This is a genomic window from Paenibacillus sp. FW101-FHT12H11 (genome assembly GCF_058790355.1).
Window position 1 is genome coordinate 98,676 of sequence record NZ_JBYTCO010000008.1, and the last position, 26,380, is coordinate 125,055.

General features: G+C 49.3%; 24 protein-coding genes. 3 read left to right on the forward strand and 21 right to left on the reverse strand.

The features are described 5' to 3' along the window. Positions 1-443: 443 nt before the first annotated feature. Together pruA and AC3WTJ_RS24880 are read right to left on the reverse strand one after the other, a co-directional pair. Complete coding sequence (pruA, locus tag AC3WTJ_RS24875) at positions 444-2,012, reverse strand: L-glutamate gamma-semialdehyde dehydrogenase (protein ID WP_492524105.1); 1,569 nt, start codon at positions 2,010-2,012, stop codon at positions 444-446. Between the two features lie 27 nt (positions 2,013-2,039). Continuing rightward, positions 2,040-2,954 (reverse strand): proline dehydrogenase family protein, encoded by a 915-nt coding sequence (locus AC3WTJ_RS24880; RefSeq protein ID WP_492524106.1) that lies wholly within the window; start codon positions 2,952-2,954, stop codon positions 2,040-2,042. A gap of 230 nt (positions 2,955-3,184) precedes the next feature. On the opposite strand from AC3WTJ_RS24880, the gene AC3WTJ_RS24885 reads away from it, so the two are divergent. Beyond that, entirely contained in the window at positions 3,185-4,915 is a 1,731-nt protein-coding gene (locus tag AC3WTJ_RS24885) for a sigma-54 interaction domain-containing protein (protein ID WP_492524107.1), read from the forward strand. Between the two features lie 47 nt (positions 4,916-4,962). Here AC3WTJ_RS24885 and AC3WTJ_RS24890 read toward each other — a convergent pair whose 3' ends face one another. Continuing rightward, positions 4,963-5,697, reverse strand: a complete 735-nt coding sequence (locus AC3WTJ_RS24890) for a nucleotidyltransferase domain-containing protein (RefSeq protein WP_492524108.1) — start codon at positions 5,695-5,697, stop codon at positions 4,963-4,965. Positions 5,698-5,766: 69 nt separating this feature from the next. Next, on the reverse strand, positions 5,767-6,579 hold the full coding sequence (locus AC3WTJ_RS24895) for a phytanoyl-CoA dioxygenase family protein (protein ID WP_315952476.1): 813 nt from the start codon (positions 6,577-6,579) through the stop codon (positions 5,767-5,769). A gap of 185 nt (positions 6,580-6,764) precedes the next feature. Here AC3WTJ_RS24895 and AC3WTJ_RS24900 point away from each other — a divergent pair, with 185 nt between their 5' ends. Then, positions 6,765-7,697: an NHL repeat-containing protein gene (locus AC3WTJ_RS24900; RefSeq protein WP_492524109.1), complete on the forward strand. Its 933-nt coding sequence runs from the start codon at positions 6,765-6,767 to the stop codon at positions 7,695-7,697. Positions 7,698-8,118: 421 nt separating this feature from the next. On the opposite strand, the gene AC3WTJ_RS24905 is transcribed toward AC3WTJ_RS24900, so the two are convergent. The 17 genes from AC3WTJ_RS24905 to AC3WTJ_RS24985 all read right to left on the reverse strand — a co-directional run bounded on the left by AC3WTJ_RS24905 (position 8,119) and on the right by AC3WTJ_RS24985 (position 25,601). After that, on the reverse strand, positions 8,119-9,534 hold the full coding sequence (locus AC3WTJ_RS24905) for a sulfatase family protein (RefSeq protein ID WP_492524110.1): 1,416 nt from the start codon (positions 9,532-9,534) through the stop codon (positions 8,119-8,121). A gap of 5 nt (positions 9,535-9,539) precedes the next feature. Further along, entirely contained in the window at positions 9,540-10,931 is a 1,392-nt protein-coding gene (locus tag AC3WTJ_RS24910; RefSeq protein WP_492524111.1) for a sulfatase family protein, read from the reverse strand. Then, positions 10,928-11,467 (reverse strand): adenylyl-sulfate kinase, encoded by a 540-nt coding sequence (cysC, locus tag AC3WTJ_RS24915; protein ID WP_127450158.1) that lies wholly within the window; start codon positions 11,465-11,467, stop codon positions 10,928-10,930. Before cysC ends, AC3WTJ_RS24910 begins: the two co-directional genes overlap by 4 nt. 24 nt (positions 11,468-11,491) lie before the next feature. Continuing rightward, positions 11,492-12,487: a Gfo/Idh/MocA family protein gene (locus tag AC3WTJ_RS24920; protein ID WP_492524112.1), complete on the reverse strand. Its 996-nt coding sequence runs from the start codon at positions 12,485-12,487 to the stop codon at positions 11,492-11,494. Further along, a complete protein-coding gene (locus AC3WTJ_RS24925) occupies positions 12,481-13,929 on the reverse strand; it encodes a sulfatase family protein (RefSeq protein WP_492524113.1) in 1,449 nt (482 codons plus the stop codon). The genes AC3WTJ_RS24920 and AC3WTJ_RS24925 overlap by 7 nt, the downstream gene beginning before the upstream one ends. Positions 13,930-13,960: 31 nt before the next feature. Continuing rightward, positions 13,961-14,761, reverse strand: coding sequence for a sugar phosphate isomerase/epimerase family protein (locus AC3WTJ_RS24930; RefSeq protein ID WP_492524114.1), 801 nt, complete (start codon positions 14,759-14,761; stop codon positions 13,961-13,963). Between the two features lie 19 nt (positions 14,762-14,780). Further along, positions 14,781-15,770, reverse strand: a complete 990-nt coding sequence (locus AC3WTJ_RS24935) for a Gfo/Idh/MocA family protein (RefSeq protein WP_492524115.1) — start codon at positions 15,768-15,770, stop codon at positions 14,781-14,783. A 21-nt stretch (positions 15,771-15,791) separates the two neighbouring features. Then, on the reverse strand, positions 15,792-16,751 hold the full coding sequence (locus AC3WTJ_RS24940) for an AraC family transcriptional regulator (protein WP_492524116.1): 960 nt from the start codon (positions 16,749-16,751) through the stop codon (positions 15,792-15,794). A 71-nt stretch (positions 16,752-16,822) separates the two neighbouring features. Further along, positions 16,823-17,581: a DeoR/GlpR family DNA-binding transcription regulator gene (locus tag AC3WTJ_RS24945; RefSeq protein ID WP_157322331.1), complete on the reverse strand. Its 759-nt coding sequence runs from the start codon at positions 17,579-17,581 to the stop codon at positions 16,823-16,825. A gap of 50 nt (positions 17,582-17,631) precedes the next feature. Continuing rightward, positions 17,632-18,453, reverse strand: a complete 822-nt coding sequence (locus AC3WTJ_RS24950; protein ID WP_492524117.1) for a sugar phosphate isomerase/epimerase family protein — start codon at positions 18,451-18,453, stop codon at positions 17,632-17,634. A 30-nt stretch (positions 18,454-18,483) separates the two neighbouring features. Further along, a complete protein-coding gene (locus AC3WTJ_RS24955) occupies positions 18,484-18,936 on the reverse strand; it encodes a hypothetical protein (RefSeq protein WP_492524118.1) in 453 nt (150 codons plus the stop codon). Further along, the gene (locus AC3WTJ_RS24960) at positions 18,920-19,318 is read right to left on the reverse strand and encodes a hypothetical protein (RefSeq protein ID WP_492524119.1); all 399 of its coding nucleotides are present in this window, start codon (positions 19,316-19,318) and stop codon (positions 18,920-18,922) included. The genes AC3WTJ_RS24955 and AC3WTJ_RS24960 overlap by 17 nt, the downstream gene beginning before the upstream one ends. Continuing rightward, positions 19,315-20,340 (reverse strand): ABC transporter ATP-binding protein, encoded by a 1,026-nt coding sequence (locus AC3WTJ_RS24965; RefSeq protein WP_157322004.1) that lies wholly within the window; start codon positions 20,338-20,340, stop codon positions 19,315-19,317. The genes AC3WTJ_RS24960 and AC3WTJ_RS24965 overlap by 4 nt, the downstream gene beginning before the upstream one ends. Further along, entirely contained in the window at positions 20,337-21,371 is a 1,035-nt protein-coding gene (locus AC3WTJ_RS24970) for an ABC transporter ATP-binding protein (protein WP_127450177.1), read from the reverse strand. The genes AC3WTJ_RS24965 and AC3WTJ_RS24970 overlap by 4 nt, the downstream gene beginning before the upstream one ends. Before the next feature lie 12 nt (positions 21,372-21,383). Continuing rightward, positions 21,384-22,544 (reverse strand): ABC transporter permease, encoded by a 1,161-nt coding sequence (locus AC3WTJ_RS24975; protein ID WP_492524120.1) that lies wholly within the window; start codon positions 22,542-22,544, stop codon positions 21,384-21,386. Beyond that, the gene (locus AC3WTJ_RS24980) at positions 22,541-23,539 is read right to left on the reverse strand and encodes an ABC transporter permease (protein WP_127450180.1); all 999 of its coding nucleotides are present in this window, start codon (positions 23,537-23,539) and stop codon (positions 22,541-22,543) included. Before AC3WTJ_RS24980 ends, AC3WTJ_RS24975 begins: the two co-directional genes overlap by 4 nt. A gap of 100 nt (positions 23,540-23,639) precedes the next feature. Then, on the reverse strand, positions 23,640-25,601 hold the full coding sequence (locus AC3WTJ_RS24985; RefSeq protein WP_492524121.1) for an ABC transporter substrate-binding protein: 1,962 nt from the start codon (positions 25,599-25,601) through the stop codon (positions 23,640-23,642). Between the two features lie 265 nt (positions 25,602-25,866). On the opposite strand from AC3WTJ_RS24985, the gene AC3WTJ_RS24990 reads away from it, so the two are divergent. Next, the gene (locus tag AC3WTJ_RS24990; RefSeq protein ID WP_492524122.1) at positions 25,867-26,100 is read left to right on the forward strand and encodes a hypothetical protein; all 234 of its coding nucleotides are present in this window, start codon (positions 25,867-25,869) and stop codon (positions 26,098-26,100) included. Positions 26,101-26,380: the final 280 nt, after the last annotated feature.

Consider the following 26,380-nt stretch of genomic DNA (forward strand, 5'->3'; position numbering starts at 1 on the left):
CTATCCAAATGTGAAGAAATAAGAGCCCCCAGTTCCCCTCCGCGCGTAAAAGGGCGCATTTCAAGGAAATAGCGCCCTGGAGTTCCCTTCGCTGAATGAGAATGCGCAACGGGCTTCGAATTCAGCGTTACTGAAGGGTTTGGTCGTGACGTGTCCAACCTCACCACTTGCACCAAGTTGGCTGCTCAACCCACAGAGCGGAACTACAGTCCACTATTTCGCTGAATAGTGGGGGGCAAACAGAGTTGGGGAACTACAGGGGCCTTATTTCTTCACATTTGACCGGTTTCTATCCAAATGTGAAGAAATAAGAGCCCCCAGTTCCCCTCCGCGCGTAAAAGGGCGCATTTCAAGGAAATAGCGCCCCGGAGTTCCCTTCGCTGGGCGGAAAAGCACACCGCCCCAACAAAAAAAGACGGACACATCGTCCGTCTTTCCCATTATTAAACCTTGCGAGATGTCAGCTTCGCTTGCGTGAAGAGCAGCAGGTAATCATAGCCGCCTGCTTTGGAGTCCGTTCCCGACATATTAAAGCCGCCGAAAGGATGAACGCCGACCAGTGCACCCGTACACTTGCGGTTGATGTACAAGTTGCCGCAATGAACGGTGTCAAGAGCTTCGGAGATACGCTCTTCGTTTGTGGAGAAGTACGAACCCGTCAAGCCAAACTCCGTATCGTTGTACATCGCGATAGCTTCTTTCCAGTCCTTCGCTTTGGCAATCGCGAGCACTGGCCCGAAGATTTCTTCTTGCATAATGCGAGCTTTACCGCTCACATCGCCGAATACGGTAGGCTGAATGTAATAACCGTTGCCTTCCGCTTTGCCGCCGCCAGCAAGAAGTGTGCCTTCGCTTTTGCCAACTTCGATGTAATCAAGAATCCGTTCGTAGGAAGTTTTATCGATCACCGGACCTGCCGCATAATTAAGCTCCGGCAAACCGCTTTGCAGCTCGTTGGTCAGGGCAACCACTTTTTCAACCACTTCGTCATATACGGACTCTACAATGATGGCCCGGGAACCCGCGGAGCACTTTTGCCCTTGGAAGCCGAAAGCCGAAGCCACGATTGCCGCTGCAGCCGCGTTAAGATCAGCTGTTTCGTCCACGACGATACCGTCTTTTCCACCCATTTCAGCCACGACACGCTTGATCCAAATTTGCCCCGGCACAGTGTCAGCAGCAAGTTTGTTGATGCGTAATCCTACTTCTTTGGAGCCTGTGAAAGAGATAAACCGTGTTTTCGGATGCGTCGTTAAATAGTCCCCAACCTCTGCGCCGCTGCCTGGAATGAAATTGATGACGCCTGCTGGCAAACCCACTTCTTCCATGAGGGCAACGAATTTATGCGCGATGACCGGCGTCGTGGAAGCAGGTTTAAGCAAAACAGTGTTACCGGAAACAACGGCCGCCATCGTCATCCCAACACAGATTGCAAGCGGGAAATTCCATGGAGGAATAATAACGCCAACGCCTAGCGGGATATACGTAAGCTTATTGTTTTCGACAGGAATTTTGACCAGTGGCTGCGTCTCGTTGATTTCACTCAGGCGAATCATTTCACGCGCATAGAACTCGATGAAATCGATCGCTTCTGCCGTATCGACATCGGCTTCCACGTAGTTTTTGCCGGATTCCAGCAGCATCAGCGCTGAGAATTCATGCTTGCGAGCGCGCATCAGTGCCGCAGCTTTGAACAAGTATTCGGCACGCTCTCTTGCCGGAACTTTTTTCCAAGATTCAAAAGTTTCAAGCGCAACATTCATTGCTTTCTCAGCAAGTGCTTGGTCCGCTTTGCTGACGTACCCGATAATATCATCCACATTCCCTGGGTTAATGGACGTAATTTTCGCTTCTGTCGTTACTTTCTCCGTCCCAATGTAAAGCGGATACTCGCGGCCCAATTCCTCTTTTACTTTCGAAATAGCTGCTTGCATGGCCTTTTTATTTTCCTCTAAGCTAAAATCCGTAAACGGCTCGTTCGCGTAAGGGATCACCTTTGTAAATGTTGTCATGTTATTTCTCCTCTCCGAATGGGAAGTTTATTTGAACATATTTTTAAGAACAAACCAGACATTGGCTGGACGTTCTGCTAGCCTTCTCATGAAATAACCGAACCAATCCACACCGTAAGGAACATAGATGCGGACCCGGTATCCTTCTTTCACTAACTGCTTCTGTAAGTCTTCACAGATCCCATACAGCATCTGGAACTCAAACTGATCGCCCGAGATCCCGTTTGCCTTAACAAAATGCTTCGTAAAATTGATAATCGCTTCATCATGACTGGCGATCGCCGTATAATGGCCGTTTAACAAATGTTTTTGAATAATCTTTTTGTAGTTATCATCAACAGCGCTTTTCTCTGGAAAAGCGACCTGCGGGGATTCCTTGTAAGCCCCTTTCACAAGACGCAAGTTGGCACCAAGCTCATGCAAATCATCCATATCCTTCATCGTACGAAACAAATAAGCTTGAATTACGATGCCTACATTGTCGTAGTCTTTTCGAAGTTCGCGGTAGATGTCGAGCGATACTTGGCAGTGCGCATAATCTTCCATATCAATTCGGACAAAATTGCCGTGCATGCGAGCGCGGTCAAGAATCCGTCTCATATTGCTTACACACAAATCTCTGCTTATGTCCAGACCAAGTGAGGTCATTTTGAGAGATAGATTGGAGGTGACGCCTGCTTGAGCGATAGCATCTAACGTTTGGATACACATATCCGCCGATTCCACGGCTTCCGCTTCACTGAAAACAAACTCCCCTAAATGATCCAATGTGGCAATTCTGCCATCTTGATTGAGTCCGCGCACAGCTTCGATTGATTGCTGAATGGTTTCACCGGCAACGAAACGTGCGGCGCCAAAGCGTAAACCATATCGCTTCGCTAAGCGATTCGCGGTGCGGCTCTTCCCTAAAGATTGAAACATGTTTCTCATCATGAGTTCCATCTGTGTTATTCCTCCAAAGGAATTTGTACAATAGTGTTTAATTTATGTTTTTATTGTACAATATAAATTATATTTTGAACACTATTTGTTTATGTGTATATTTTTCATATTTTTGAACACATTATCAACTATACTCCTATCATACTCGCCGCCCTTCCAGAACGTGTTGAATCGCCATTAGCTTCGTGGTAAATTTATAGCAAATCAACGCTCCATAAATGAGGTCGACTATGTTCAAAAATGAACACTTTCTGTTAAACACCGCGATCGTTACTGTTTCAATAGATACAACGCTTGAGGAAGTTTCCTTCTATTTAAATAAAGGCACGGGTGTTATTGCACATTCCGGCAGCCACACCTGTTTATTTACGCCGGAGGACGCCGCGCTTCTACCTGTATTGTCGGCTATGAACGTCCAGGCTTTATTGGAAAAGAGTTCTTTTTTCCTTGCTGAATCTGTGCAATGGGACGACAACGAAAACCTGGCAAGCCTCATTCCACTGACGTTGTCATCGAACCGCCCTCTGCTGATCAAGGATAAAGAAGGGAACGTTCGGGGATACTCCACCTTATCAGACCTGCTGCGTGCTGCAACGTTAGAACAGCAAAAATCAGCATCTTATTTCGCTGCCCTTGCTGACACCGTTACCGATGCAGTCACGGTTGTTGATAGAGACGGTTCTGTAATCTACTGGAATACGGTTGCCGAAGAGCTTTATCAACTTCCGAGCGCAGACATTTTAGGAAAGCGGATTGGTGAGCATTTTGACGTGGAAACGCTGATGGTGCTCAAAATTTTGGACGAAGGCCGCATGATTCGTAATACGTATCACCGACCGCGCCCAGACACACATGTCCTTATCAACGCCTCGCCGATTCGGGACGCCCAGGGGCTGATCATTGGCGGTATTGCGACTGAACAGGATATTACACAGTTGGTGAGGTTAAATGAACAGTTAACGGCAGCGGACTCCTTCGGACTTCCTAATAAAGAACAAACGGAAGATTTATTTACGTTAATCAAAGGCAAAGGCCCTGCTATCGGCAAAGTGATTCAGTGGGCCAAGAAAGTGGCTGCAACAGAAACACCCGTCCTCCTCATCGGAGAATCGGGCGTTGGCAAAGAGCAGCTTGCTCATATTATTCATCAGTCCAGCGCGCGGTCCGAGCATCCTTTCTTGACGCTCAATTGCGGCATCGTGCCCGCGGGACTGCTTGAGGCTGAATTATTCGGCTATCAAGGCGGAGCTTTTACAGGAAGTGAAACAGGGGAAGCCGGGAAGCTGGAACAAGCCAAAGACGGCACATTATTCATTAATGAAATCGAAAAACTTCCACTGGATCTGCAAGCCAAGCTCTACCAATCTATCACGCAGCACACCATCGTCCGTTTGGGCGGAAGCCAGCCTATCCGGATTCGGACGCGGATTATTATTGCAACTACGCAGGATTTGGCAGCTAAACTGGCTACCCAGGAATTCCGCTCCGATCTGTACTATGCGCTTAATGTGATTTCCATCCGGATTCCGCCTTTACGCGATCGAACGGAAGACATTCCCGCCATGGTCCATATGTATCTGAAGCAGTTTTCTTTGAACTATCAAAAGCCGGTTCCCGTGCTTTCGCCGGAAGTTATTTTGGCGCTCACGAACTATGCTTGGCCTGGAAATATCCAGGAATTAAAAAATGTCATTGAGCGCTGCGTCATTTTAAGTGATGAGGATATCATCCAGCTTGAGCACCTGCCTACAGCCCTGCAAGAAGGTCAGCCTAGTCTCGCCTCTTTTGAAGGAGATTCCGCAGCCGTCTTGTTGAAAACGAAGGTATCGGACGAGGAAGAAATCACGCTCATTGAGGAAGCGCTAGCCAAGACAGCAGGAAATAAAAGCGCAGCCGCCAAGCTGCTCGGCATTTCCCGAGGCACCCTTTATAACAAAATGAAAGAGTTTCATATGGAGTGAAAAAAAGTAAAAATCCCCTTCCATAGCCAGATGGAAAAGGGATTTTTTTACTTACCAGCTTGCTCAAGGGTATACCTGACAAAAGCCAACGTTTCATCGATTGCGTTCAGCTCATCTCCCTTGCGCCATGCCAGGGCTTGCCGAATCAGCGGCCCCCACTTGCTTCCATGTGTTGTGTCTAGCACCCACTGGGCTGCGGCAGGTTTGGAAGCGACAAGCCCCTCTTCTATCGTGTACAAGCATCTGCACATCGTAAGAATTGCATACGCCTGATATTCACTCGAATGAAGTCGTAACGCATCCTCGAATAACGGGCTCCACCATTCGATTAAAATTGCCTGCGCTGCTTTTTTAAGTTCAGCTGGCGCTACAGGATCAATTAGACGATCTGACGCTGGGCCATGCAGCGTAATGCCATATTCACGAAGGATGGCTCGCTGAATGATCCAATCGCTCCCATGTCCGTCTACACCGAAGCTGCCGTCACAGCGTAATGCAGGATGCCAACACCGATGAGGATCATAGCGCTTAAGCAAATCCTGCGAAATGTAAGAGCCTTCCATGTTGTAAGCCCATTTGAACCCCTGGTCCCGCAGTTCGGCATGCATCTGTTCCAATGCTGGAAGCTTTTCCGCAGACAGTTCGGTTCGAGTTGCCACGAGAAAATCAACGTCGCTCGTTTCACGATTGAAGTCCCCCAGCGCCAAGGAACCGTGAACATAGACACCAACAACTTCCTGATCGAGTACACGCAGGATACCAAGAACAAGTTGCGCCAGCATGTCGTTGATATCCGGAAAAGGCGTAGGTTTCAGGTTAGGGATAAGCCATCCCCCTTTCTTAACCAAGGACTATCTTTGGTACACCGCCGGGAAACTTTCTCCGGACACGATCTCGCCTGGCGCCACATGAATATGGGGTTCCATCGGATGGCCGCCTGTCGGGGCGTAATACGTATGACCTGGCATGTAGTGAACTGCAATCGCCCTGCGTTTCATTTCTGAACGGTTATTCGGACTGCCATGCCATGTCAGAGAGTGGTGATAGCCGACTTGGCCTTTTTTAATTTCAAAAGGGACCGCTTCCACCTTTGCCCCTTCAGGAAGCAAATCCGGTTGTTTGTGAACAGGCATGAACTCATCGTTCGAGCCTAAATATTTTTGATGATTGCCCCATTTATGGCTGCCCGGCACCATCCACATACAGCCGTTTTCTATGACGGCATCATCCAGCGCCACCCAGGCACTGATGAGATCCGCAGGTTGAATAACAGGCCATAGCGGATGATCTTGATGCCAGTGTGTCGGTCCTCCCATGACGGGCGGTTTGTACTGAATTTGATCGTGCCAGATCCGAAGCGTATCCGTACGGCATAGCTGCGCCACATCTTCGCATATTCTACGGTTGGAAGCATGCTGTAAATACACGTCGCTTGCCATCCATATATTCACGATTTGGACAACCGTTTCCTTCTTCGTTATCGTCATCCCGTAATGGGAGTTATCGAGCATATTTCGGTTGAGGATTGGCTTTTTGACAGATTTCCCTTCCATCACGTTTTCCAGTTCTTCACGCAGTTGCTCCACTTCTTCATCGGATAAAACGACATCGCCTTTCAGAAATCCCAATTCATCGAATTGTTTGATCTGCTCTTGTGTTAGCATGATTGATTCCTCCTCGCTTGATATATCTTTATTGTAAGGTCAGCAAGCCTCCGAGTCGTTAGATATTTCCAACCTGAAATTGCACTTTTCACAGAAAATTCAACGTTCAGAAATTAACCGACCTATTTTGTAAGGGCATGGTGTATGATGGTAAAGAAGCTTGTCAACCACTAAGGAGGTTTCATATGTCTGAACAGCTTATTATTGGAAACGCTTCACATCTTTATGCCGTACAAGAGGGCTGGGGCCAACTGCCGGCAGATATCCAATATGGTTACACCCATGGGATAGTTGTAGACGATGAAGATCGTGTATATGTTCATCACACCGGCAAAGAATCCGTTGTTGTATTTGACAAAAATGGCACCTTTCTCACCTCCTGGGGAAGTGAATTTGAAGGCGGGGCCCATGGCTTTTACTTGCATCGCGACCCGGATGGACAGCAGTACCTTTATTTTGCAGACACCAAACGCTCCATGATTGTCAAAACGACGTTATCCGGTGAAGTACTCCTGCGGATTACACCGCCTGATCGGCCTGATTTGTATGATGCTGAGCGCAAATATGTGCCAACGGATGTCTGTGTCGCTCCTAACGGTGACATTTATGTTTCCGATGGTTATGGCCAATCCTACGTCCATCATTACAATGCAGAAGGCACATACATCCGTTCATGGGGCGGAAAAGGATCTGAGCCAGGCAAGCTTAATTCGCCTCATGGCATCTCCATCAATCTGCGCGGAGAACATCCGGAAATCTACATAGCTGACCGCAGTAACAACCGTATTCAAGTCTTCACACTAGAGGGGGAGCATCTGCGTTTCGTTGAGCATAATCTGGATCTTCCTTGCTCTTTCTACTTCTTCGGCGATGAGGTCTATCTGCCCGATCTGCATAGCCGGGTGACCATTCTGGACGCAAACGATCGTTTGATTACGCACTTGGGCGAAGATCAACAAGCCTACAAACAGCAAGGTTGGCCGAATCTTCCCAAGAGCTATTACCGACCGGATCGCTTCAGCTCCCCGCACGGCATCTGTGTAGATTCCGAGGGCAACGTCTATTTGGCCGAGTGGATTTCCGATGGCCGGGTAACGAAGCTGGCCAGACAGCGGTAAAACAAAAAGGACCATCTACAAGGTCATCATTAATGACTTTGTGGATAGTCCTTCTTTATTGACGCTAGCATACAATCTGGCTGCAACGCTCTAATCCTTTTGCAAAAGGATAAAAAGGGCAGCTATTTTGCCGAAATCAGCTCGGGAACCGAAACTTCGCTTTTTTTGTCGCAAAAGGGGATTAAGCTCTGTAAATATGATGAAATAGGTTCATCTTAGAGATGAACCTAGGCAATTCATTGGATGAAATCCAACGAGATGTCAAAATTGGACGTGCAAATGTACTTTTCGTTGGAGCAAATCCAATGAGAGGCTAGCATTCGAGTTAAATAAAGCGAGTTCTTCGTATGTCATTGGACTTCGTCCAATGAAAACTCCATAAGACCCATGAAAGGTAAGTAAGCTGGGCATATCCTCCCCGCTACCCCTTCCGCCCCTCCAGCAGTTGGTCCCGCATCCAATCATTTTGCACGATGCCATCGCCATCCTCGTACAAAATATGATAGAGTCGCTTCCGCAGATCCGCCAGAACCGTCTTGTTAGCCGGATGATGAATCACGTTATGAAGCTCATGCGGGTCATGACGCATATCGTAAAGTTCATCGATATCCGTACAATTCCAGATGTATTTCCACTCCCGGGTGCGAATCATTCGTTGCGTGTAAAGGCCGAATTGTCCGCCATTGTAAGAGGCGACAACTTCTTCGCGCCACCCCGCCGGTTCAGCGCCCAGAAGCAGCGGCAGCAAGGATTCCCCATGAAGCCGGTGATCCACTGACGGCTCTGCTTCGCCGATGGCCAAGAGTGTCGGCGGCAAATCCAGCAAGGTCTGGACAAATTGCTCGCAGCGGCTGCCTGGCGCAATAACTCCAGGCCATTTAACAATGAGCGGAACCTTTACGACGTCCTCGTACAGGACGTAATGTTTATCCAGCATGCGGTGCCCGCCGCACATGTCGCCATGGTCGGTTGTGAAAATGACAACCGTGTTCTCACTTTGTCCGAGCGCGTCTAACTCCGCGAGCAGCTTCCCAACCGCATCGTCTAACTGCGAGATGACCGCATAATAACGAGCGACGATCGGCGCCCAATCCGCCCAGTCGAAATGCTCTATTTCCCAATTTCTAAGCTGTTGCCTTTGGATATACGGCTTATTCGCGAACGTTTCACGGAAGCTTCCCCATTCGGGAATGCTCTCCGGCAGATACATAGCGGCGAATTCGGCAACCGGGCGGCAGGGCAGATGGGGCTCCTGGAAATTAACCCGCAGCTGCCACGGTGAACCCGCGCTCTCCTCCGACAACTGCTTCATCAAAGCCGTGGCCATTGCGGCCGTCTGGTGTGTGCGCGTATCCTCCAGCGGCAAAGGGTCGATTTCGCCAAAGAACCCGTCCGTATACGCCAGCTCCGGGTACCGGGCCTTTGTCCGTTCCCGGTACTTCTCATCGCTGGAAACGAACACATCGTAGCCATAATGTGTCGGATCATAGGTCGGATGGACATCCCATTTGCCAATATAGCCGTTTCTGTAGCCCGCCCCCTGCAAAGAACGGGCCCACGAGTAGCTCGTGGGCTCGAGTGCGCCGATCCGCATTCCCAAAGAGAAGTTCCAAAGTCCGCCGAAGGCTTCAGCCCTCCTGCCACAGACGAAAGACTGCCTCGCGGGACCACAGATGGGAATGTGATTATAGGCACGGTCGAACCACATGCCCTCGGAGGCGAGCTTATCGAGATGAGGTGTCAAAACAGGCGCCTGATGACTATAGCCGAGGCAATCATAACGCAGTTGATCGACCATGATAATAAGCAAATTAGGCTTTTGAACCGTCTCCGTCAAAGTGATTACCTCCCCGCATGCCTGGCTGCGGAAGCTTCGTCGAACCTGTCTCGCCGAGGATCCTGTATCCACTCATCCCAGGTCAAGCCATACTGCAGCAAAATCTCATGGATACGATTGCGAAACGGAAGGCCTACTTCGATTTGTTTCAGCATGGGATCCGCCCGCCCATTCAGCATTTTTTCCGTCCAATCGTCTAACTGATAAGCCAGCTCATCGGCAATGGCCGAAGAACTTTCGGCGATATTCACCGTTTCATCCGGATCAACACGCAAATCGAACAGTTCCCTTGGCGGACGGACAAAAGGTCCTGCATCCAGTGTGCGAATAAATTTATAATCCTTCGTCACAATCCCTCTGCTCGCTTGCCAAGCGCATTCGCTTAAATAGATGGCATCATGCGTTCCATCCGCTTCCCCGCGTATACTCGGCCACAAGCTGCGCCCGTCAATGTTCGCCGGTGTCATGATACCGGCTGCTTCCAAGATGGTCGGCAGCATATCGACCTGCTGAACTAAGCCTGTAACTCGGCGTCCTTCCGGAATTCGTCCAGGCCATCTCATGATCATCGGCACTTGAACCGAGGTTTCATACAAACCGCAGTGATCCCAGTAAATATCGTGCTCCGTCAAGCTTTCTCCATGATCGCCGAACAAAATCAACAAAGTGTCCTCATAGACCCCTTCCGCAATAAGTAGCTCATCAAGCTCACGCAGACGATCATCGAGATAACGCACTTCCGCATCATAAAGCGCATTGACGTACGCAGCATCCGTTATAGGGCCAAGCAAGTCATAATGATGATGCTTAAAAAACGGATAAGCCGCATGATTATATGCGGCATCCATACTGCGATTGACCGGATCGTAAGGGTCCCGGCCCTGATCATAGAAAGCCGGCACATAACTTGACGGAGGTTGATATGGCGTGTGCGGATCCCAATAATGCAGGAACAGGAAGAAATCATCCTCTTTATGCTCGCGAATCCACTTGAAAGCAAGCTCATTCACCGACTTCCCGTCAATGCTGCGCGTCTTTTGAACCGAGTTGATGTAATACCGGTAGCCTCTCGCGAACCATTCCTTTAACTGGTACAAATTATCGACAGCAGCCGTTGTAAAGCCTTGATTTTGCAAGAGAGAAGGCAGCCACGACTCTTTCTTGGGCAGCTGGGTGAGCGGTGAACCATGTGAAACGACACCTGTTCGCAGCCCTACTTTTCCCGTAAATATACCGGTATGTGCCACTTCCGTTGGGATATCGGCAGCATACGCTCTTTCGAACAGAACCCCTTGCTCTGCGATTTGATCCATGTAGGGCGAAGTCGGCTTCTGATAGCCATAACAGCCCAGCCTGGAGGCGCGCATCGTGTCCATTGAGATGAAAACAATGTTCATACGGCCTCACTCCGTCCTGTTTTTGTCATCAGATAGTCCATGATTAAAGCGACATTGCTCTCTACTTCGTCCACATGCGTTTGAATTACGATGTCCGGCTGCTCCGGCATTTCATACGGATCGCCAATGCCTGTAAATTGCTTAATCTCATCGTTTCTGGCCTTGGCATACAGCCCTTTCACATCTCGTCGCTCACATTCTTCAAGGGGGCAATCCACGAAAATTTCAACATAACCGGGCAGCTCGGCACGGGCATGCGCTCTCATTTCTTCATAGGGCGTAATGGCGGATACGATGACCGTAACACCGTTACGCGATAACAGCTTGCAAAGGAAAACGATACGCTCAACGTTCGTGATGCGGTCCTTCCTGCTAAAGCCGAGCCCCTGGGAAATCGTCTGCCTAAGCTCGTCTCCATCGAGCAGCTCTACTTTCCTGCCGCTGACGCGAAGTGGCTCAACCAAGGCACGAGCCGTCGTTGATTTGCCTGAGCCTGAGAGACCGGTGAACCACAGTACCTCTCCATCTTTACTCATAACCTTCCTCCTTCGGATCGGTCTTTAGGAAATCGGGATAACAGCACCATTCGCCAGATGGGAACGGATCGCCGCTTCAATGATTTCTTGAACAGCCAAGGCGTCCGCACCGGAAGCTGTGATTTGCTCAGGAGGAACTCCCTCCTTCACTTCCTGTATGAAGGCATCCAGCCGAAGACGAAACGTATCCTCGAAACCGCGTATGCCGCTCATGATGGAATTCCGGTAAACCCGCAGGTCTTCCTGACGATGCGGATAGTACGTAAGCGATTCATAAACATTATCCAACACAAATCTGCCTTGATCCCCTGCGACCTCACAAGCCTCAATGGGATGAATGCCGAACATATCGTAGCTGCCCAGCAGATGGCCTACCGCGCCAGAGGCAAATTCCAAATTAATGGAAGCCGTTGACCACACTGTACGACCAGGAGCCTTCGTCAAAAAAGCTTGAACACGGCGAACCTCGCCTGCAAAATAACGCATCACATCGAGCGAATGCGGATGCAGTGCGCGCAAATGGATCCAGGGACTGGATTCATTCGGATTGCCGATTGTCAGCTTCATATTGACAAAAAGCGGGTGGCCGATATCGCCATTCATCATCCACTGCTTCGCCTTCTTGGCAGCCGGCGTGAAACGATGATTGAGATTACAAGCAAAACGAACGCCTTTTTCTTTCGCAAATTGAACCATTTCCCGGGCTTCTTCCAGCGAATTGGAAATGGGCTTTTCGACCAGTACATCCTTGCCGGCCGCAATGGCTTTCATAACTGGCTCCCGGTGATGAGAGCCGTTATCGATTCCTCCGGTAGCCACGCTGATGATATCCAGCTGTTCAGCTTCAAGCATCGTATCCAAATCATAATAGGCTTTCACGCCAAACTGTGCAGCGACAGAATCCGCCAGTTCTTTGTTCAAATCGCAGATAGCGATAAGTTCGCTATCTGCGTGTTCCTTGTAACAACGGCAATGGATGCGTCCAATGTGATTAACTCCTACAACGGCTATTCTCAGCATGTCGTGTCAGCTTCCACTTCTGCGGGTTCCCCTTCCGCTTCTGCCACTGGCTCGGCTTCCTTCTCTTTCGTTTGCAAGGATCGTGCCGTCCTCGGCGAACCGATGTGCATGGAGTCAAAGGCCTGCTGCGAAGTCTTGAACGGACCGCAGCCTAATCCATGCCAATTCAAGTTCGTATAGATCGGATTCTCGCGCCCTGTTTCTTGTTCCCGCCTCGCAATATGTGCATTTAACCGGCTCATGAGATGGGCCGCGACTTCCGGCTCTTCATCAATCAGGTTATGCAGCTCCTCAGGATCGCGAACCAAATTGTACAGCTCCACTGGAGGCTTGAAATGCAGATCCGGCTCAAGCGCTACAATCAGCTTCCATTCCGGCGTCCGCCAACCATGTTTGCGCATCCATGTACATTCCGTAATGTACATTTCGCTTTCCGGCACCCGCTCCTCGCCTTTCACAAGCGGAATTAAGCTGCGGCCATCGAATGGAATCTCACAGGGTACGCCCAAAAGCTCCACAATAGTCGGCATCACATCTTTAATTTGTGAGGAACTGGATACTCGCTTACCTGCCGGGAGCTTGCCCGGGAAACGCAGAATAAGCGGGATACGCAAATTCGTTTCATACAGTCCATGATGGTCATAATAACAGTCATGCTCATTTAAAGTTTCACCGTGATCGGAGGTGATGACCACGAGCGTTTCATCTTCAATGCCGAGAGACTCAAGCGCCGTAAAAATTGACTGGATGCCCGCATCCATATAGGCAATCGCGCCATCATACTGCGCGTCAATATATTTGCTGTCCGTACATCCCTCAGGGAACCAGGAGCTGAAGTAGTCAGCGAATGGTTTAAAATCGTAAAGCTCATCCAAAGAGCGATTGTCGGGATCGCACTCATTGCCGTCATAAAACATCCGTTCAAACGGCTTAGGCGGCAAATAAGGCGAATGCGGATCCATATGGCGCAAGAAGAGGAAAAATGGCTTCCCCTCTTCCTTAAGGCGCTTCATTTCCGGAATGGCGACGCGGTTCAAGTTGTCCGCTTTCGGGCTTCTTCCCGTTTCGTCAGGTCCCCAGCCTTCGAAATCGATATATTTTTGAAAGCCGCGTGCCGAGGGGTTGCCTGTGAAGCCGATACACGTTGTATTGTAACCGTTCTCTTCCAACAGCTCGGAAAGCATCTTGACGTGGTCGCCAACAGGTCCGCCGTGCCGCAGCGCGACAACGTCCGTTCCGAAGCAATCCATACCCGTGAGCATGGAGGCATACCCCGGCGTCGTTGGAATACTCGGGGAGAAATGCTGTTCAAACAGCACGCCCCCTTGGCTATATTGGTCAATATGCGGGGTCGTCAGCCGGTGATAGCCATAACCGCTCATATGATCTCGACGTAAGCTATCTATACCCAGCAGCAGTAAATTCGGCATTTTAGATGTCATGGGAATTACTCCTTCTCCGTTTATAATCGACTTATCTGGCTCCAAAAGAGCGCAGTACCGCGTTCAAATAGCCATAGCTTTCAGCCGCTACAATAGAAACTTGTGCAAGAGAGTGATCTTTGGCGCCAATGACTTCAAGACAAACAGGACCTTCATAGCCATTATCCGCAAGCACCTTGCAGTAGCCGATCAAATCAATGTCTCCACGCCCGCAAGCCTGCTTGTCGATCGTGCCTGGTCCCGCTTGTCTGCCGCTGCAATCGCGAATATGAATATGCTTCACGCGCGAGATCACAGCCGGCAAAGCCGCTTCCGGATTCTCTCCTGCCCGATAAATATGGCTAGGATCCATATCGATGCCAAAAGATGGATTCTCAATTGCCTCGATCGCTCTTAATGAGGTTGGCGTATTATAAATCGAACCGCCGACATGCGCTTTCACGCAAAGCGTAACCCCGTATTCACTAGCGAGCTTTGACATTCTCGTCAGCTTTTCAATCGTGAATTGCAAATCCTCTTCGACGTCCGACTTTCCGCCCGGTCCCACATTGACAACCGGAATCCCGAGTTCTGCCGCCGCTTCAAAAGCAAGCGGAAGCCTCGTCTCATTCAGCTCAGCCACTTCCATCGACAGAAGCTTCAGCCCAACCTCCTCGGCGATTCTACGGATCTCCGGCGCTTGCTCCCGCCAGTTGTCAAGCTCAAGGTGCTCGCACATGCCTTTGATTGCCGAGAGCTCCACACCGTCATAACCGCACAGCTTAATGTGCTGCGCTGCCGTAGCGAAATCGAAATCTTTGAACAACACGGAATTTATCCCTAATTGCATCATGGTTTACTGCCTCCCTAGGTTAAAGTTCAACAATGCTTGACGTTTCAAATGAACGAATAGCCGCTTCAATAATCGTCTGCGCCTTCAGCGCCTCTTGGCCCGAGCCATTGATCTGATCGTAAGGCACTTTCGCATCCAGCTGCTCAATCCAGTCGCTGATGCGGCTTTTAAACGTTTCGTTGAAATGGCGCATGCCCCCTAAATAGCTGTAGCTTTCCGTTGCAATGCTATGGCGGGGATAGAAGGTTAAGTGCTCACAAGCGTCGTCCAGTACGAATCGGCCTTTGGAACCGACAACCTCACAGCGCTCCAAACCGTAGCTGGCTCCAGCATCATAGCTGCCGACGAGGTTCCCGATAGCGCCATTTTCAAACTCAAGCATCACCTGCGTATTGGACCAAATTTTCCTGTTTTCACCTTTCATCATGAAGGCGGCTACCCGTTTCACATCCCCGCAGAAATAACGAATCACATCGAAGGAGTGCGGATGAAGCGCGCGCAAATGGAACCAAGGCGAAGTTTCGACCGGGTTGTTGATCCACATTTTCATATTAATCATATGTAATTGGCCAAGACGGCCTTCCTCTACCCATTCTTTGGCACGAAGCGCTGCAGGTGTAAAACGATGATTCAAGTTGACGGCATAAGGAATCTGCTTCTCTTTGGCAAGCGCCACCATCCGCTCCCCTTCGTCAATCCGGTTGGAAATCGGCTTTTCCCCGAGAACAGGAATGCCCGCCTCGAGCAGTTCCATCGTGGGTTGGTAATGCTCGCCGCCATTCTCTTCCCCTTTGGTCGCCATCGAGCAAGCATCCAAATGAATGCCGCTAGTCAGCATTTCCTGCACGCTATAGAAAGCTCTGCAACCGAATTTGGCCGCAGCCGCATCTGCTTTCTCCTTATTGATGTCACATACAGCAACAAGCTCTGTTTTCGCATGTTCATGGTACACACCCGCATGGATGGAACCGATATTGCCAACTCCTACAACCCCAACCTTTAATGTCATCGCCTATTCCTCCCGTTTCTTCTACTGAATTTCCTGCACGTTCTCTAGCACTTCCCCATGCAAATCACGATACTGTCCTGGCGAGCATCCAACCCTCCGTCTAAACAATTGTGTGAAAAAGGCCGGGTCTTCATAGCCAACACGCTGGGCGACATGAATTACTTTGTCATCGCCTTCTATCAAATACTGCTTCGCTCGTTCAATTCGAATGTCATGAATACGCTCCGTTACGGTTTGATTCGTTTCCTGCTTGAACACCCTGTTAAGCTGCCTGCTGCTCACATTAAACAACTCGCACAAATCGGGAATGGTCATTTTTTTATCAAAATGACGCTCCAGAAACCCGGTGATCCGACGCACAAGTATGGTATGATTCGCTGATCTTGAGCTCTTTTTCTCCTTGCTTGCGGAATCCGCATAGCAGCGAGATAACAGGATGAGCAGCTGGAGCATTTGCAGTTTAATGAGCGTTAGATAGCCCGGCCGGTGATGCTCCCATTCGGAAATCATCGTTTCAAGCAATATAAGAACATGGTTTGATGCTTGCCCCATCAAATTCAATCTATGATGAAAGCGTTCTCTTGGATTTAAGAAAGGATGCACATAATAGTAATCCATGGACTGTGACACGCCCAATTCCTTCAGCAGAGACTCATGAATTAATTCTGGCGTGAAGAGACAATTAATGATCTCGATGCTTTCTCCCGGCTTCGTACGATACGTATGAACTTCCCCGGGATTAATAATAAAAACATCGCCCGTTTGGATCTGGTAAGACTCTCCTTCAAATACATGATCCGCTTGACCGCTAACCACATACACAAGTTCAATAAAGTCATGTGAATGAACCAACGGCGTATTATCTTGATGATGGAAGCAGCGGTTAATGTAGAACGGAATTTGCTTGTCTTTCATGAATTGACTTTGTCGCAGGAGATTAACCATATGTACAATTCCTTTCTTTGCTTCTGTCTTCATCATAAGGCATCCAACTCACGCTTTCATTGCGGTTTCAGCCATCTTACAAGGGGATTGCGCCATTTCGATTTGTCTTAGACTTGAATGACATTAATGAACTTCCGCTGGAGCAGCTGAACGTGATCGAGAGGCGTTTGTTCATCCGTAATGAGATGATGAATCTGGTTCCAAACCCCGATCATCGTAAAAGCCTGCATATCAAATTTGCTGTAATCCGCGAGGACAAACACCTGTTCGGCCATGCCGATCATTTTCCGTTTCACCCTGGCTTGCATTTCATTCGACTCGCTGATGCCCCGCTCCATATGTACGCCTTTGCAAGAAACGAACGCTTTATTTACATGATACTCTTCCAAGGCCTGCTCCGTCAGCGGTCCAACGAAAGAAAGTGAATTTGGCACAAGGATGCCTCCTGTGCTGATGACGCTGATATTCTTTTTCTCGCTTAGAACCAAAGCCACCTTCAAGGAGTTGGTGATGACGGTGAGTGGAATGTCGGGCAGCAGCTCTGCCAAATGCCATGTCGTGGAGCTTGCATCGAGGACAATGCGATCATGCGGTTCCACAAATTTGGCAGCTTGAGCCGAAATACGCTGCTTTTCCGTCACATGCACCGTTTCCCGCAGCTCATACGACGTTTCCGACGTTTGCGGCTGCAGACGAATCGCGCCGCCGTAGCTGCGCAGCAGCCGGCCTTCGTTCTCCAAACGGTCCAAGTCCCGGCGGATCGTTTCTTCCGTAACCCGGCATATCTGGCTAAGTTCAGTGACGCGCATGCTTCCCCGCTCGTTAACCAGCCGTAGAATGTGCTGAACCCTTTCCGCGACTAGCATCATCAAACACCTCCCTGAGCTTCAGATTTCCGATTCGTTGTAGAGGACTATTAGCGGGCTTGGTCAAACGCGATCACCCGATCACGAATTTCACAGAAATTATGGATATTGACATATTCCAAAATAAAAGGAACACCTTCCGCATGCTCATGATACAAATTCAGCAGCTTTCTCCAGTCAATATCCCCGTCTCCAACGCAGCGCCCGTAGGTATCATTGACTTTGCGGTCTTTCCCGTGAAAGTAAGCCAAATGCGGCGCTAAATACTGGAACATCTCCTCTTCCGAGCTGTTTGCGATTAAATTCGCCGGATCCAGGAGCACTTGAACGTGCGGCGAGCCGACCTGCGCCAGGAAATCAGCTGTGCGTTTGGCACTAGGAACAACATCCAAGACACAAGGTTCAAGCGCAAGCTTAATGCCGTAATGTCCTGCACGCTCGCCAAGCCAGCTTATCTGCTGTTTGAGACGTTCGAAGTCCTTCTCATACGAATCCGCTTGAATGCCTCTTTTTCCCGGAATGAATCCGCACTCCGTTGCAACAATCGGCACACCGGTCCCGGCAGCAATTTGCATATGCCGTTCAAAATATTGCAAATTCGCCTCCATTTCCTGCTCATCCGTTTCCAACAAATTCGTAAATACGCCAATCGAGGCAACTTCAATGCCATGTTTGCGATAGGTCTCTACGATTTCTTGACTTCTTTTATCCGTTAAATCGCTAAGATCGGTCCGCCCGTTATAACGCCAATAGTTAGAATCCGTTTGGGAGAAGCAAAGCTCTGTCCATCTGAACCCGCGCTCAGCCAGCAGCGCCGCCACCTCTTCGTTCGACAATTGCGGAAAACTGCGCGAAACCACACCTACATCCATAAGAGCATACCCACCTTTATCTACAAATTATTATAAGACTCTTTTGCGAGCGGCATGACTAGCAAACCAGCCCAGTATGACAGTCAAAACGCCTTCAATTATTAAAAAGAGCAACATGTACGTTTCAAACGGTACGCTCAGCAAGACGTGCGACAGAAAATTACATACAAACAAGATCCCCAGCTGTATGGCCAGCAGCATCGCTGAAGCTTGCAGCACCTGCTTCGCTTCCGCCTTCTTTTTCAAATAATGTTGGCAGTAGAATACATAAGCGAGCCAAACAACACCCATGAACAGAAATGAGAGATTATCAATGCCCTGCCACGAGGAACGTTTAACGCCAAAAAAGGTCAGCAAAACCAGCAGTAGGCTCCTTAATTCGAACCAATTAATAATGCCTAGCGCCGCAGTAATGACGGTAATCCCTACCGATTTATACCCCGCCGACGGGTCACGCTGTTTTAATTCAAGAAAAGGATCCATACGAGTTAGCGTCCCTCCATTCCCGCTCCACTCTTTGCAGGATACGCAGCGTAGCTTTTCGCGCTTCTTCGCTTTCTACCAGTGTCGATTTTTTTACAAAGGCAATCAGTTTACCGATTTTATTTAAATAGGACTTCCGTGCCAATCGTTCAATACGGTCCACTTGTTTGGTATTGCCCTGCTTTTGATGTTGAATCATGCGCTCGTTAAATTTGACCGACCATGTTTCAGGGATTGTGCCCGTCGCTGTCAGTGTCTCCAAGTCGCGCAGCTTGCCTCCGACCATCTTTTCGAGGAGCACCCTCATATACCATAACGAGCCCACCATAATGAGACTGAGGCAGACGAAGAAAACAAGCAGCGTAAGCAGAATATACGTCATATCGACGTGGCCCCCCTAAGGTCAAGCTCTCCGGCAAAATGACAGGCTGCGTAATGCCCATCGCCAACCTGCTTCATTTCTGGAGCCTGCTTTTTGCAAATGTCTTGGGCGTAGGCACATCTCGGATGAAAATAGCAGCCGGAAGGCGGATTCGCCGGGTTGGCGACTTCCCCTTGCAAAATAATGCGGTTCGACTTCTTCCGAGGATCAGGAACCGGCTTCGCAGAGAGCAGCGCTTCGGTGTAAGGGTGTTTGGGTGCTGCAAACAAATCCTTCGTTGCCGCTGTCTCTACCATTTTGCCAACATACATAACGCCGACTCGGTTAGATATATGCTGGATAACCCCGAGATCATGAGAGATAAACAGATAGGACAAGTTCAGTTTTTCCTGTAAATCCTGCAGCAGGTTAATAATTTGCGCTTGCACGGACACGTCTAGTGCCGACACGGCTTCATCGCAAACGATGAACTTGGGATTCGTCGCCAAAGCTCGCGCAATACCGATCCGTTGGCGTTGCCCCCCGCTGAATGCATGCGGGTACCGCTCCAGATGGCGGCTGTTCAGCCCCACCATCTCCATGAGCTCAGCTACGCGTTCTTTGAGCTCGGCGCCGTGCGCCATGCCATTGCAGACAAGCGGCTCGGCAATAATATTGAGCACCGTCATCCGAGGATTGAGTGAGGAGTACGGATCTTGAAAGATGAGCTGCATGTCACGCCGAATCGATCGCAGTTCCTTGGCGTCGAGCTGCAGCACCTCCTGCATCTGACCTTGGCGGTCGCGAAAGCGCACGGAGCCCGAGGTCGGTTCGATAGCGCGCAGAATACAGCGTCCAAGTGTTGTTTTGCCGCAGCCGGATTCGCCGACAAGACCGAACGTTTCACCGGGACGAATATGAAACTGGACATCGTCGACCGCTTTGACATACCCGACATTTTTTTGCAAGAATCCCTTTTTAATCGGGAAATATTTCCGCATATAGCTCACATCAAGAATGAGTTCGTCTGTTTGTACCGTCATGAGACCACCTCGGCTTCTTTAAGCTCCGTTTCAACCAATAAGCAGCGAACTTTATGATCTTTTTTCACTTCGACAAGCGGCACGTCCGCTACGTTGCACACGCCGTCGATTGCCATTTTGCAGCGCGTATAAAAGCCGCAGCCCTTCGGCAAATTCATCGGGAAAGGCACGGTCCCCTCAATGGATTCCAGCCTCTTGTTCTCCCTGCCGATCGCAGGTATCGAATTCAACAGCGCCTTCGTATAGGGATGTTTCGGATTATGAAATAAGGAGTCCACATCTGTGTATTCGACGACTTTGCCCAGATACATGACCGCTACTTCGTCCGACATTTCGGCAATCACGCCAAGGTCGTGCGTGATGAAAATGACGGAAGTATCATGATTCGCCTTCAACTCATTAATCAACTGCAGCACTTGCGCTTGGACCGTAACATCCAAAGCCGTGGTCGGCTCATCTGCGATGAGAATCGAGGGGTTGCAGGACAACGCCATGGCAATCATGGCCCGCTGCCTCATCCCGCCCGACAGCTGATGCGGGTATTCGGCAAGCCGCTGCTCGGGATTGGACATGCCGACCTTGCGCAGGATGTCCACCGCCAAGCGGTAAGCTTCTTTTTTATCCTGTGTCACATGCAATAAGATGGCTTCCATAATCTGATTGCCTACGGTATGAATCGGAGAAAATGCCTTCATGGGCTCCTGGAAAATCATCGCGATTTCATCGCCCCGGATATCCCTAATTTCCTTGCCTCTCGGGTCCAGCTTCACCAGATCCACCGATTCCTTACTCCCTGCTCCGTTTCGCTGCAGCTTGATCTCGCCTTCCACTTGGCCCGGCTTGGGCACAATGCGCAAGAGCGCTTGCGAGGTGACGCTTTTGCCGCAGCCGCTTTCGCCGACGATGCCCAGCGTCATGCCCCGTTTGATTTGCAGATCAACGCCGTCTACCGCTTTCAACACGCCTTCATCCAGATGGAAGTGAACTTTCACGTCCTTCATTTCCAATATGACGTTATCCCTGTTTGACATTCACTTCACCTCCTATTTGTAAGGATCTGCCGCATCGCGCAGTCCGTCCCCGAGGAAATTAAACATTAAGACCGTCAAGATAATGAATGCCGCCGGCCACAGCAGCCAAGGGTGATGAGCCAATGTTTCCAGGTTTTGCGCATCCTGCAGCAGCACTCCCCAGCTGACAACCGGCGCCTGAAGCCCGATCCCAAGGAAGCTTAATGCCGTCTCTCCCAGAATCGTGCCGGGAATTGAAAGCGTCACGTTTACGATGATGTAGCTTGCGAAAGACGGCAGCAAATGTTTGCGAATGATGCGGAAATCACTTGCCCCCGCAAGTCTGGCCGCCATCGTGAAATCCTCTTCACGAAGAGACAATATTTTCCCCCGTACAACGCGAGCAAGCCCCGTCCAGCCAATGATGGAAAAGATGAGAATCAGCCCGAAGTACGTTTGCAGCGCCGTCCAATCTCTTGGCAACGCAGCTGTGAGCGCCATCCAAAGCGGAATCGTTGGAATACAGATGAGCAAATCAATGGTCCGTTGAATGATGGTGTCCGAAACACCGCCCAGATAACCGGATATTCCGCCCAGCACCAATCCCAAAATGAGGGTTACAACGATGCCCAGCAGACCGAAGGAGAGCGAAATTCTGGCTCCGTAAATGATTCTGGACAACAGGTCATGCCCCAGCTTATCCGTCCCCATCAAAATGAGCGCATCCTTTGGATTTTTCAAACCAAACAAGTGGCGTTCCATGGGGATGAGCCCCCAAAGCTTATACGGCTCGCCTTTTGTGAAAAAGTAAATTTCAAACTTCTTCGCCGGATCTTCGGAGAACGTGCGTTTGAACGTTTGTGGATCGACTTTCTCGCTCATCCCGTAAACAAAAGGCCGAAGCTGAAATCCATTATTCGGATCGACAAAATGAATTTGTTGCGGTGCTGCGTTCTTATAATCGGAGTACCTCGCATCCTGCAGCGTGGGCGCCAGAAATTCACAGAAAACCGCCACCAGATAAAATAAAATCAATACAACCGCAGAAAATACAGCCATTTTATGCTTGATGAATTTCCACCACATCAGCTGCCACTGGGAAGCGACTTCGTATTGATTATCGGCACCGACTCGGTTTCGGCTATTCACCTTGGTCCTCCGAAATCGATTCGCAATCGTCGTTATCGCACTCATTCCGCAACACCCCCGAAGCGTATTCTCGGGTCAACGAACGCTAGCAAAATATCGGATAACAGCGTCCCGATAACCGTCATCACGCTTAGAATCAACAGGAAGCTTCCCGTTAAGTACACATCCTGGAACATCAAAGCTTTGAGCAGCATCGGCCCCGTTGTCTGCAAATTTAGCACGATCGAGACGATAGCCTCCCCTGAAATAAGCGCCGGAAGTGTCCAACCGATGGTCGAAATCAACGGATTAATGGCTAATCGAACCGGATATTTGAACAGCAGCTTGCCCTCAGGAACACCTTTGGCTCTAGCGGTAATGACATACTGCTTCGACAACTCATCCAGCAGCATTCCACGTGTAATCCGAATCAACGACGCTGTTCCCGACATGCCGATAACCACGACAGGAATAATGAGCCTTGGCAGCATATTCAAGATTTTGTCCATCGTCCAAGGGGCATCCACATATTGGGCTGAGAATAAGCCAGTAATCGAAACGCCTGTTTGCGCGAAAATGACATACACGATAATCAAAGCAATGAGGAATCCGGGCATGGCCAGACCAATGAAGCCTATAAACGTAAACACATAGTCAAGTGCCGAATATTGATGCGTCGCTGAATAAATGCCGATTGGAATCGCGATCAGCCACACAAAAACTAAGCAAATGAGCGATATGATAACTGTCAACGCCAGTCTTGGACCAATAACTTCTGTCACAGGCTGATTCCATTGAAAGGAACGACCAAGGTCACCGTGAAGAATAATATTTTTGATCCAAATGATGTATTGAACGATTAATGATTTATCCAACCCGTAAAGCTGTTGAAGATTTATGACCGTACTTTCTGAAACCGCAGATCCGGACTGCTTTAATGTGGCAATATATTGGGTTAGGAAATCCCCAGGTGGAAGCTGAATGATCACAAAAACAATAATACTGATGGCAATCAGCAGCGGGATAAGCTGCAAAAGCCGATAGGAGATATAATTCAGCATGTAATTCCTCCTTCCAAAAATGTACCCTGTCTCTGAACGAACCGTGGAGCCCGGATCAAACGACCTGCCGTCGCCCGGGCTCGCACTAGCTCTCGTTCAATTATTTGCTATAAAAGAACTGCTCGCCGCTGAAGTTCGCGCCAATCGCAAAGCTGGTGTCATTCGGAATGTTGTGCAGCTTCGCATTGACGATTAGAGGCTGCTTCACTTCCGAAATCGGAATGAAATAGTAGACCTTGTCTTTCATGACTTGTTTAATTTCAGCTACTTTTTTCTTCGCATCCTCTGGGTTCGCAGCTGCAGCGTCATTGATCATTTTGTATAAGTTCTTGATGTCGGCAGGCGGCTCTTGACCGTTCTTACCGCCTGAAGTACGCCAGAGATCCCATTGCGCTCCCCAAAGCTGCGTGCCCCAATCGCCCATGTACCAGAGCGGTGTATGCGTCCAGATCATGGTCGCTTGCAGCTCATTGTTCGTATTCCGCGTTGTCCAAAGCGTTTGGTCGATTGTTTTCATGGTGACGTTCAGACCAAGCTGCTTCCACATCTCCACGATTAATTGGGTTAGCGGGACGATATCCGGCGCTTGTGCTCCGACTTCGAACGGAATTGTGAACACCTTGCCATCCGGTCCAAGACGTTTGCCGTCAGCCCCTTTGGTGAGGCCCATTTCATCGAGCAATTTGTTCGCAGCAGCTAGATCAAACGTCGGATCCTCAATGCTGCCCGGCTTCGCAAAGCCATAGTAGATCGTGTCGATGATCTCTTTGCGGTTCAGCGCCAAGCTGAGCGCTTTGCGGAAGCGAACATCCTGAACAACTTTTTGCCAGTTCGGATCGTTGAACGTTTCGTTCAAGAAAATATCCGTTGGCGTCACGTGCATGTTGGCCAGCAATGCTTTGTAGCCGTTTTTCTCATTTTCACGATAAAGCGGCATTTTGATCAGAGCTGCTGATTCCCTGGAGAAATCGACTTCACCAGCAATCGTTTTCAAACCAACCATCTCAATGTCCTGTACGAGCGTACTCTGAATGCTGTCGATATAAGGCAATTGATTGCCTGCCGTATCTACTTTGAAATAGTACGGGTTGCGTTCATACGTCGTTACAGATTCCGTCGATTTGGTCATCATCCATGGGTAAAGCACAGGGAAACCAACAGCTTTCTTATTTGCAAGTTCCCAGTTCGTAATATCTTTATCGTTAAAAAGATTGAACCATTCGCCAGGTTGGAAACCTGCTTGTTTAATCAGCGGTTCCAGTTTATCCAGTGGCGTGTACTTTTTGTGGAACTGTTTGAGATAGTGCGCTGGACGGATCAGCTCTGTATATCCGCGCCAGCCTTGAATGGCGAAGCGGATCAAGATACCTCCGTACGGACGGTCAAAGACCAACTTAAAGTTCAGATCGTCGATCACTTCCAGTTTCATCGGAGCGGCATCGGCTTCACCGCCGCCACGCAGCCATACAGGGAAGATCGGCGTCAACTCGGGATCGTTCAAAATATCCTCGACCGTAAATCTGACGTCTTCCGTTGTAACCGGCTGTCCATCGGACCATTTCAGCCCTTTGCGCATGGAGAAAGTGAATGTTTTTTGATCATCGCTGACCTTGTAATCTTTGAGCACGTTACCTGTGATTTGATCACCGAGAATACCCGGCGTGTTCAGCAGCGGTTCGTTGTTCATAACGAAAACGTCAGCATCCCAGTCCGGAGCAGATGTAACCGTTCTCAAAACACCGCCATACGTACCGATTTCGTATTTCATTTGGCTCTCCGGTAATTCATTCGTGAATTTATAATCGCTCGGCAAGCGATCTTTCACGGGTGGCAGTCCTTTTGACGCCAAAACCGGCGAATCTTTAAATGCTGTCAATTGCGCAGGTTGTGCGCCTCCACCGTCAGGTGCCTTTGTTGGATCCGGCGCTTTCGTTGCTTGTACCGCAGCTGTCGTTGGCGCTGGAGTCGTCGAAGCTGGACTGTCTTGACACCCCCCAAGTACAAGCGTCAACATGAGTGCTGAAACCAGGAGTAAAATAATCGACTTCCTCCTTGACTTCATTTGCAACCCTCCGATTTCCTAAAATGTTTTTGAGTTTGTGGACTCATCCTCATTGTTATGGAGATTACCCCTAATAATCAACCTTATTTTCTGAAAATTCACTATCTTCACTAAACACACTACTCATCGTTAAGATTCGACAAGATTAGACCGATTCGGCTTTTTACTCATAAAATGTAACCGCTGCCAACACCTTCTCGACATCATTTACGGCTATGAAAATGAATAAATGCGGCTTAATCATGAAGCCGGCCTAGAGGCATTCATGCTTGACTCGAAGGTCAAGTCAGGCAAACGCAAAGAAAGTCCCACAAAGTCACAACAGGACTTGGGATTTGACGGCAGGCTGGCCGTGAAGCCACGAGATTCAACCCTGTGGCCGAGTGCATGGACAGTGCGCGATGCCAACGGAGCTTTTGAACGGGTGCGTTGGACGAAATCCAATGAACCTAATGATTTGAGGGCTCGATCACCGATTCTATTGGATGAAATCCAATGACATCGGGTAATCGTGCAGCTATAGCGCTGGATATTGCGGTTCAATTGGATTTTGTCCAATGTAATGAGTAATTTAGAGGCGTTTTATGGCTTTTCATTGGGTTTCGTCCAATGAGGCTGCACAGCTTCTAGCGCTTTAACACGCTAACTCTCGCCGGTGTGCTCATACCTGTGTAATCAGCCACTAACCCCAAACACAAAAAGCCCGCTCCAACAAGCGGAGCAGGCCTTTCATCCATATTAAGCGTTTCCAATTCTAATTGCTTGTAAATGCTTTTACA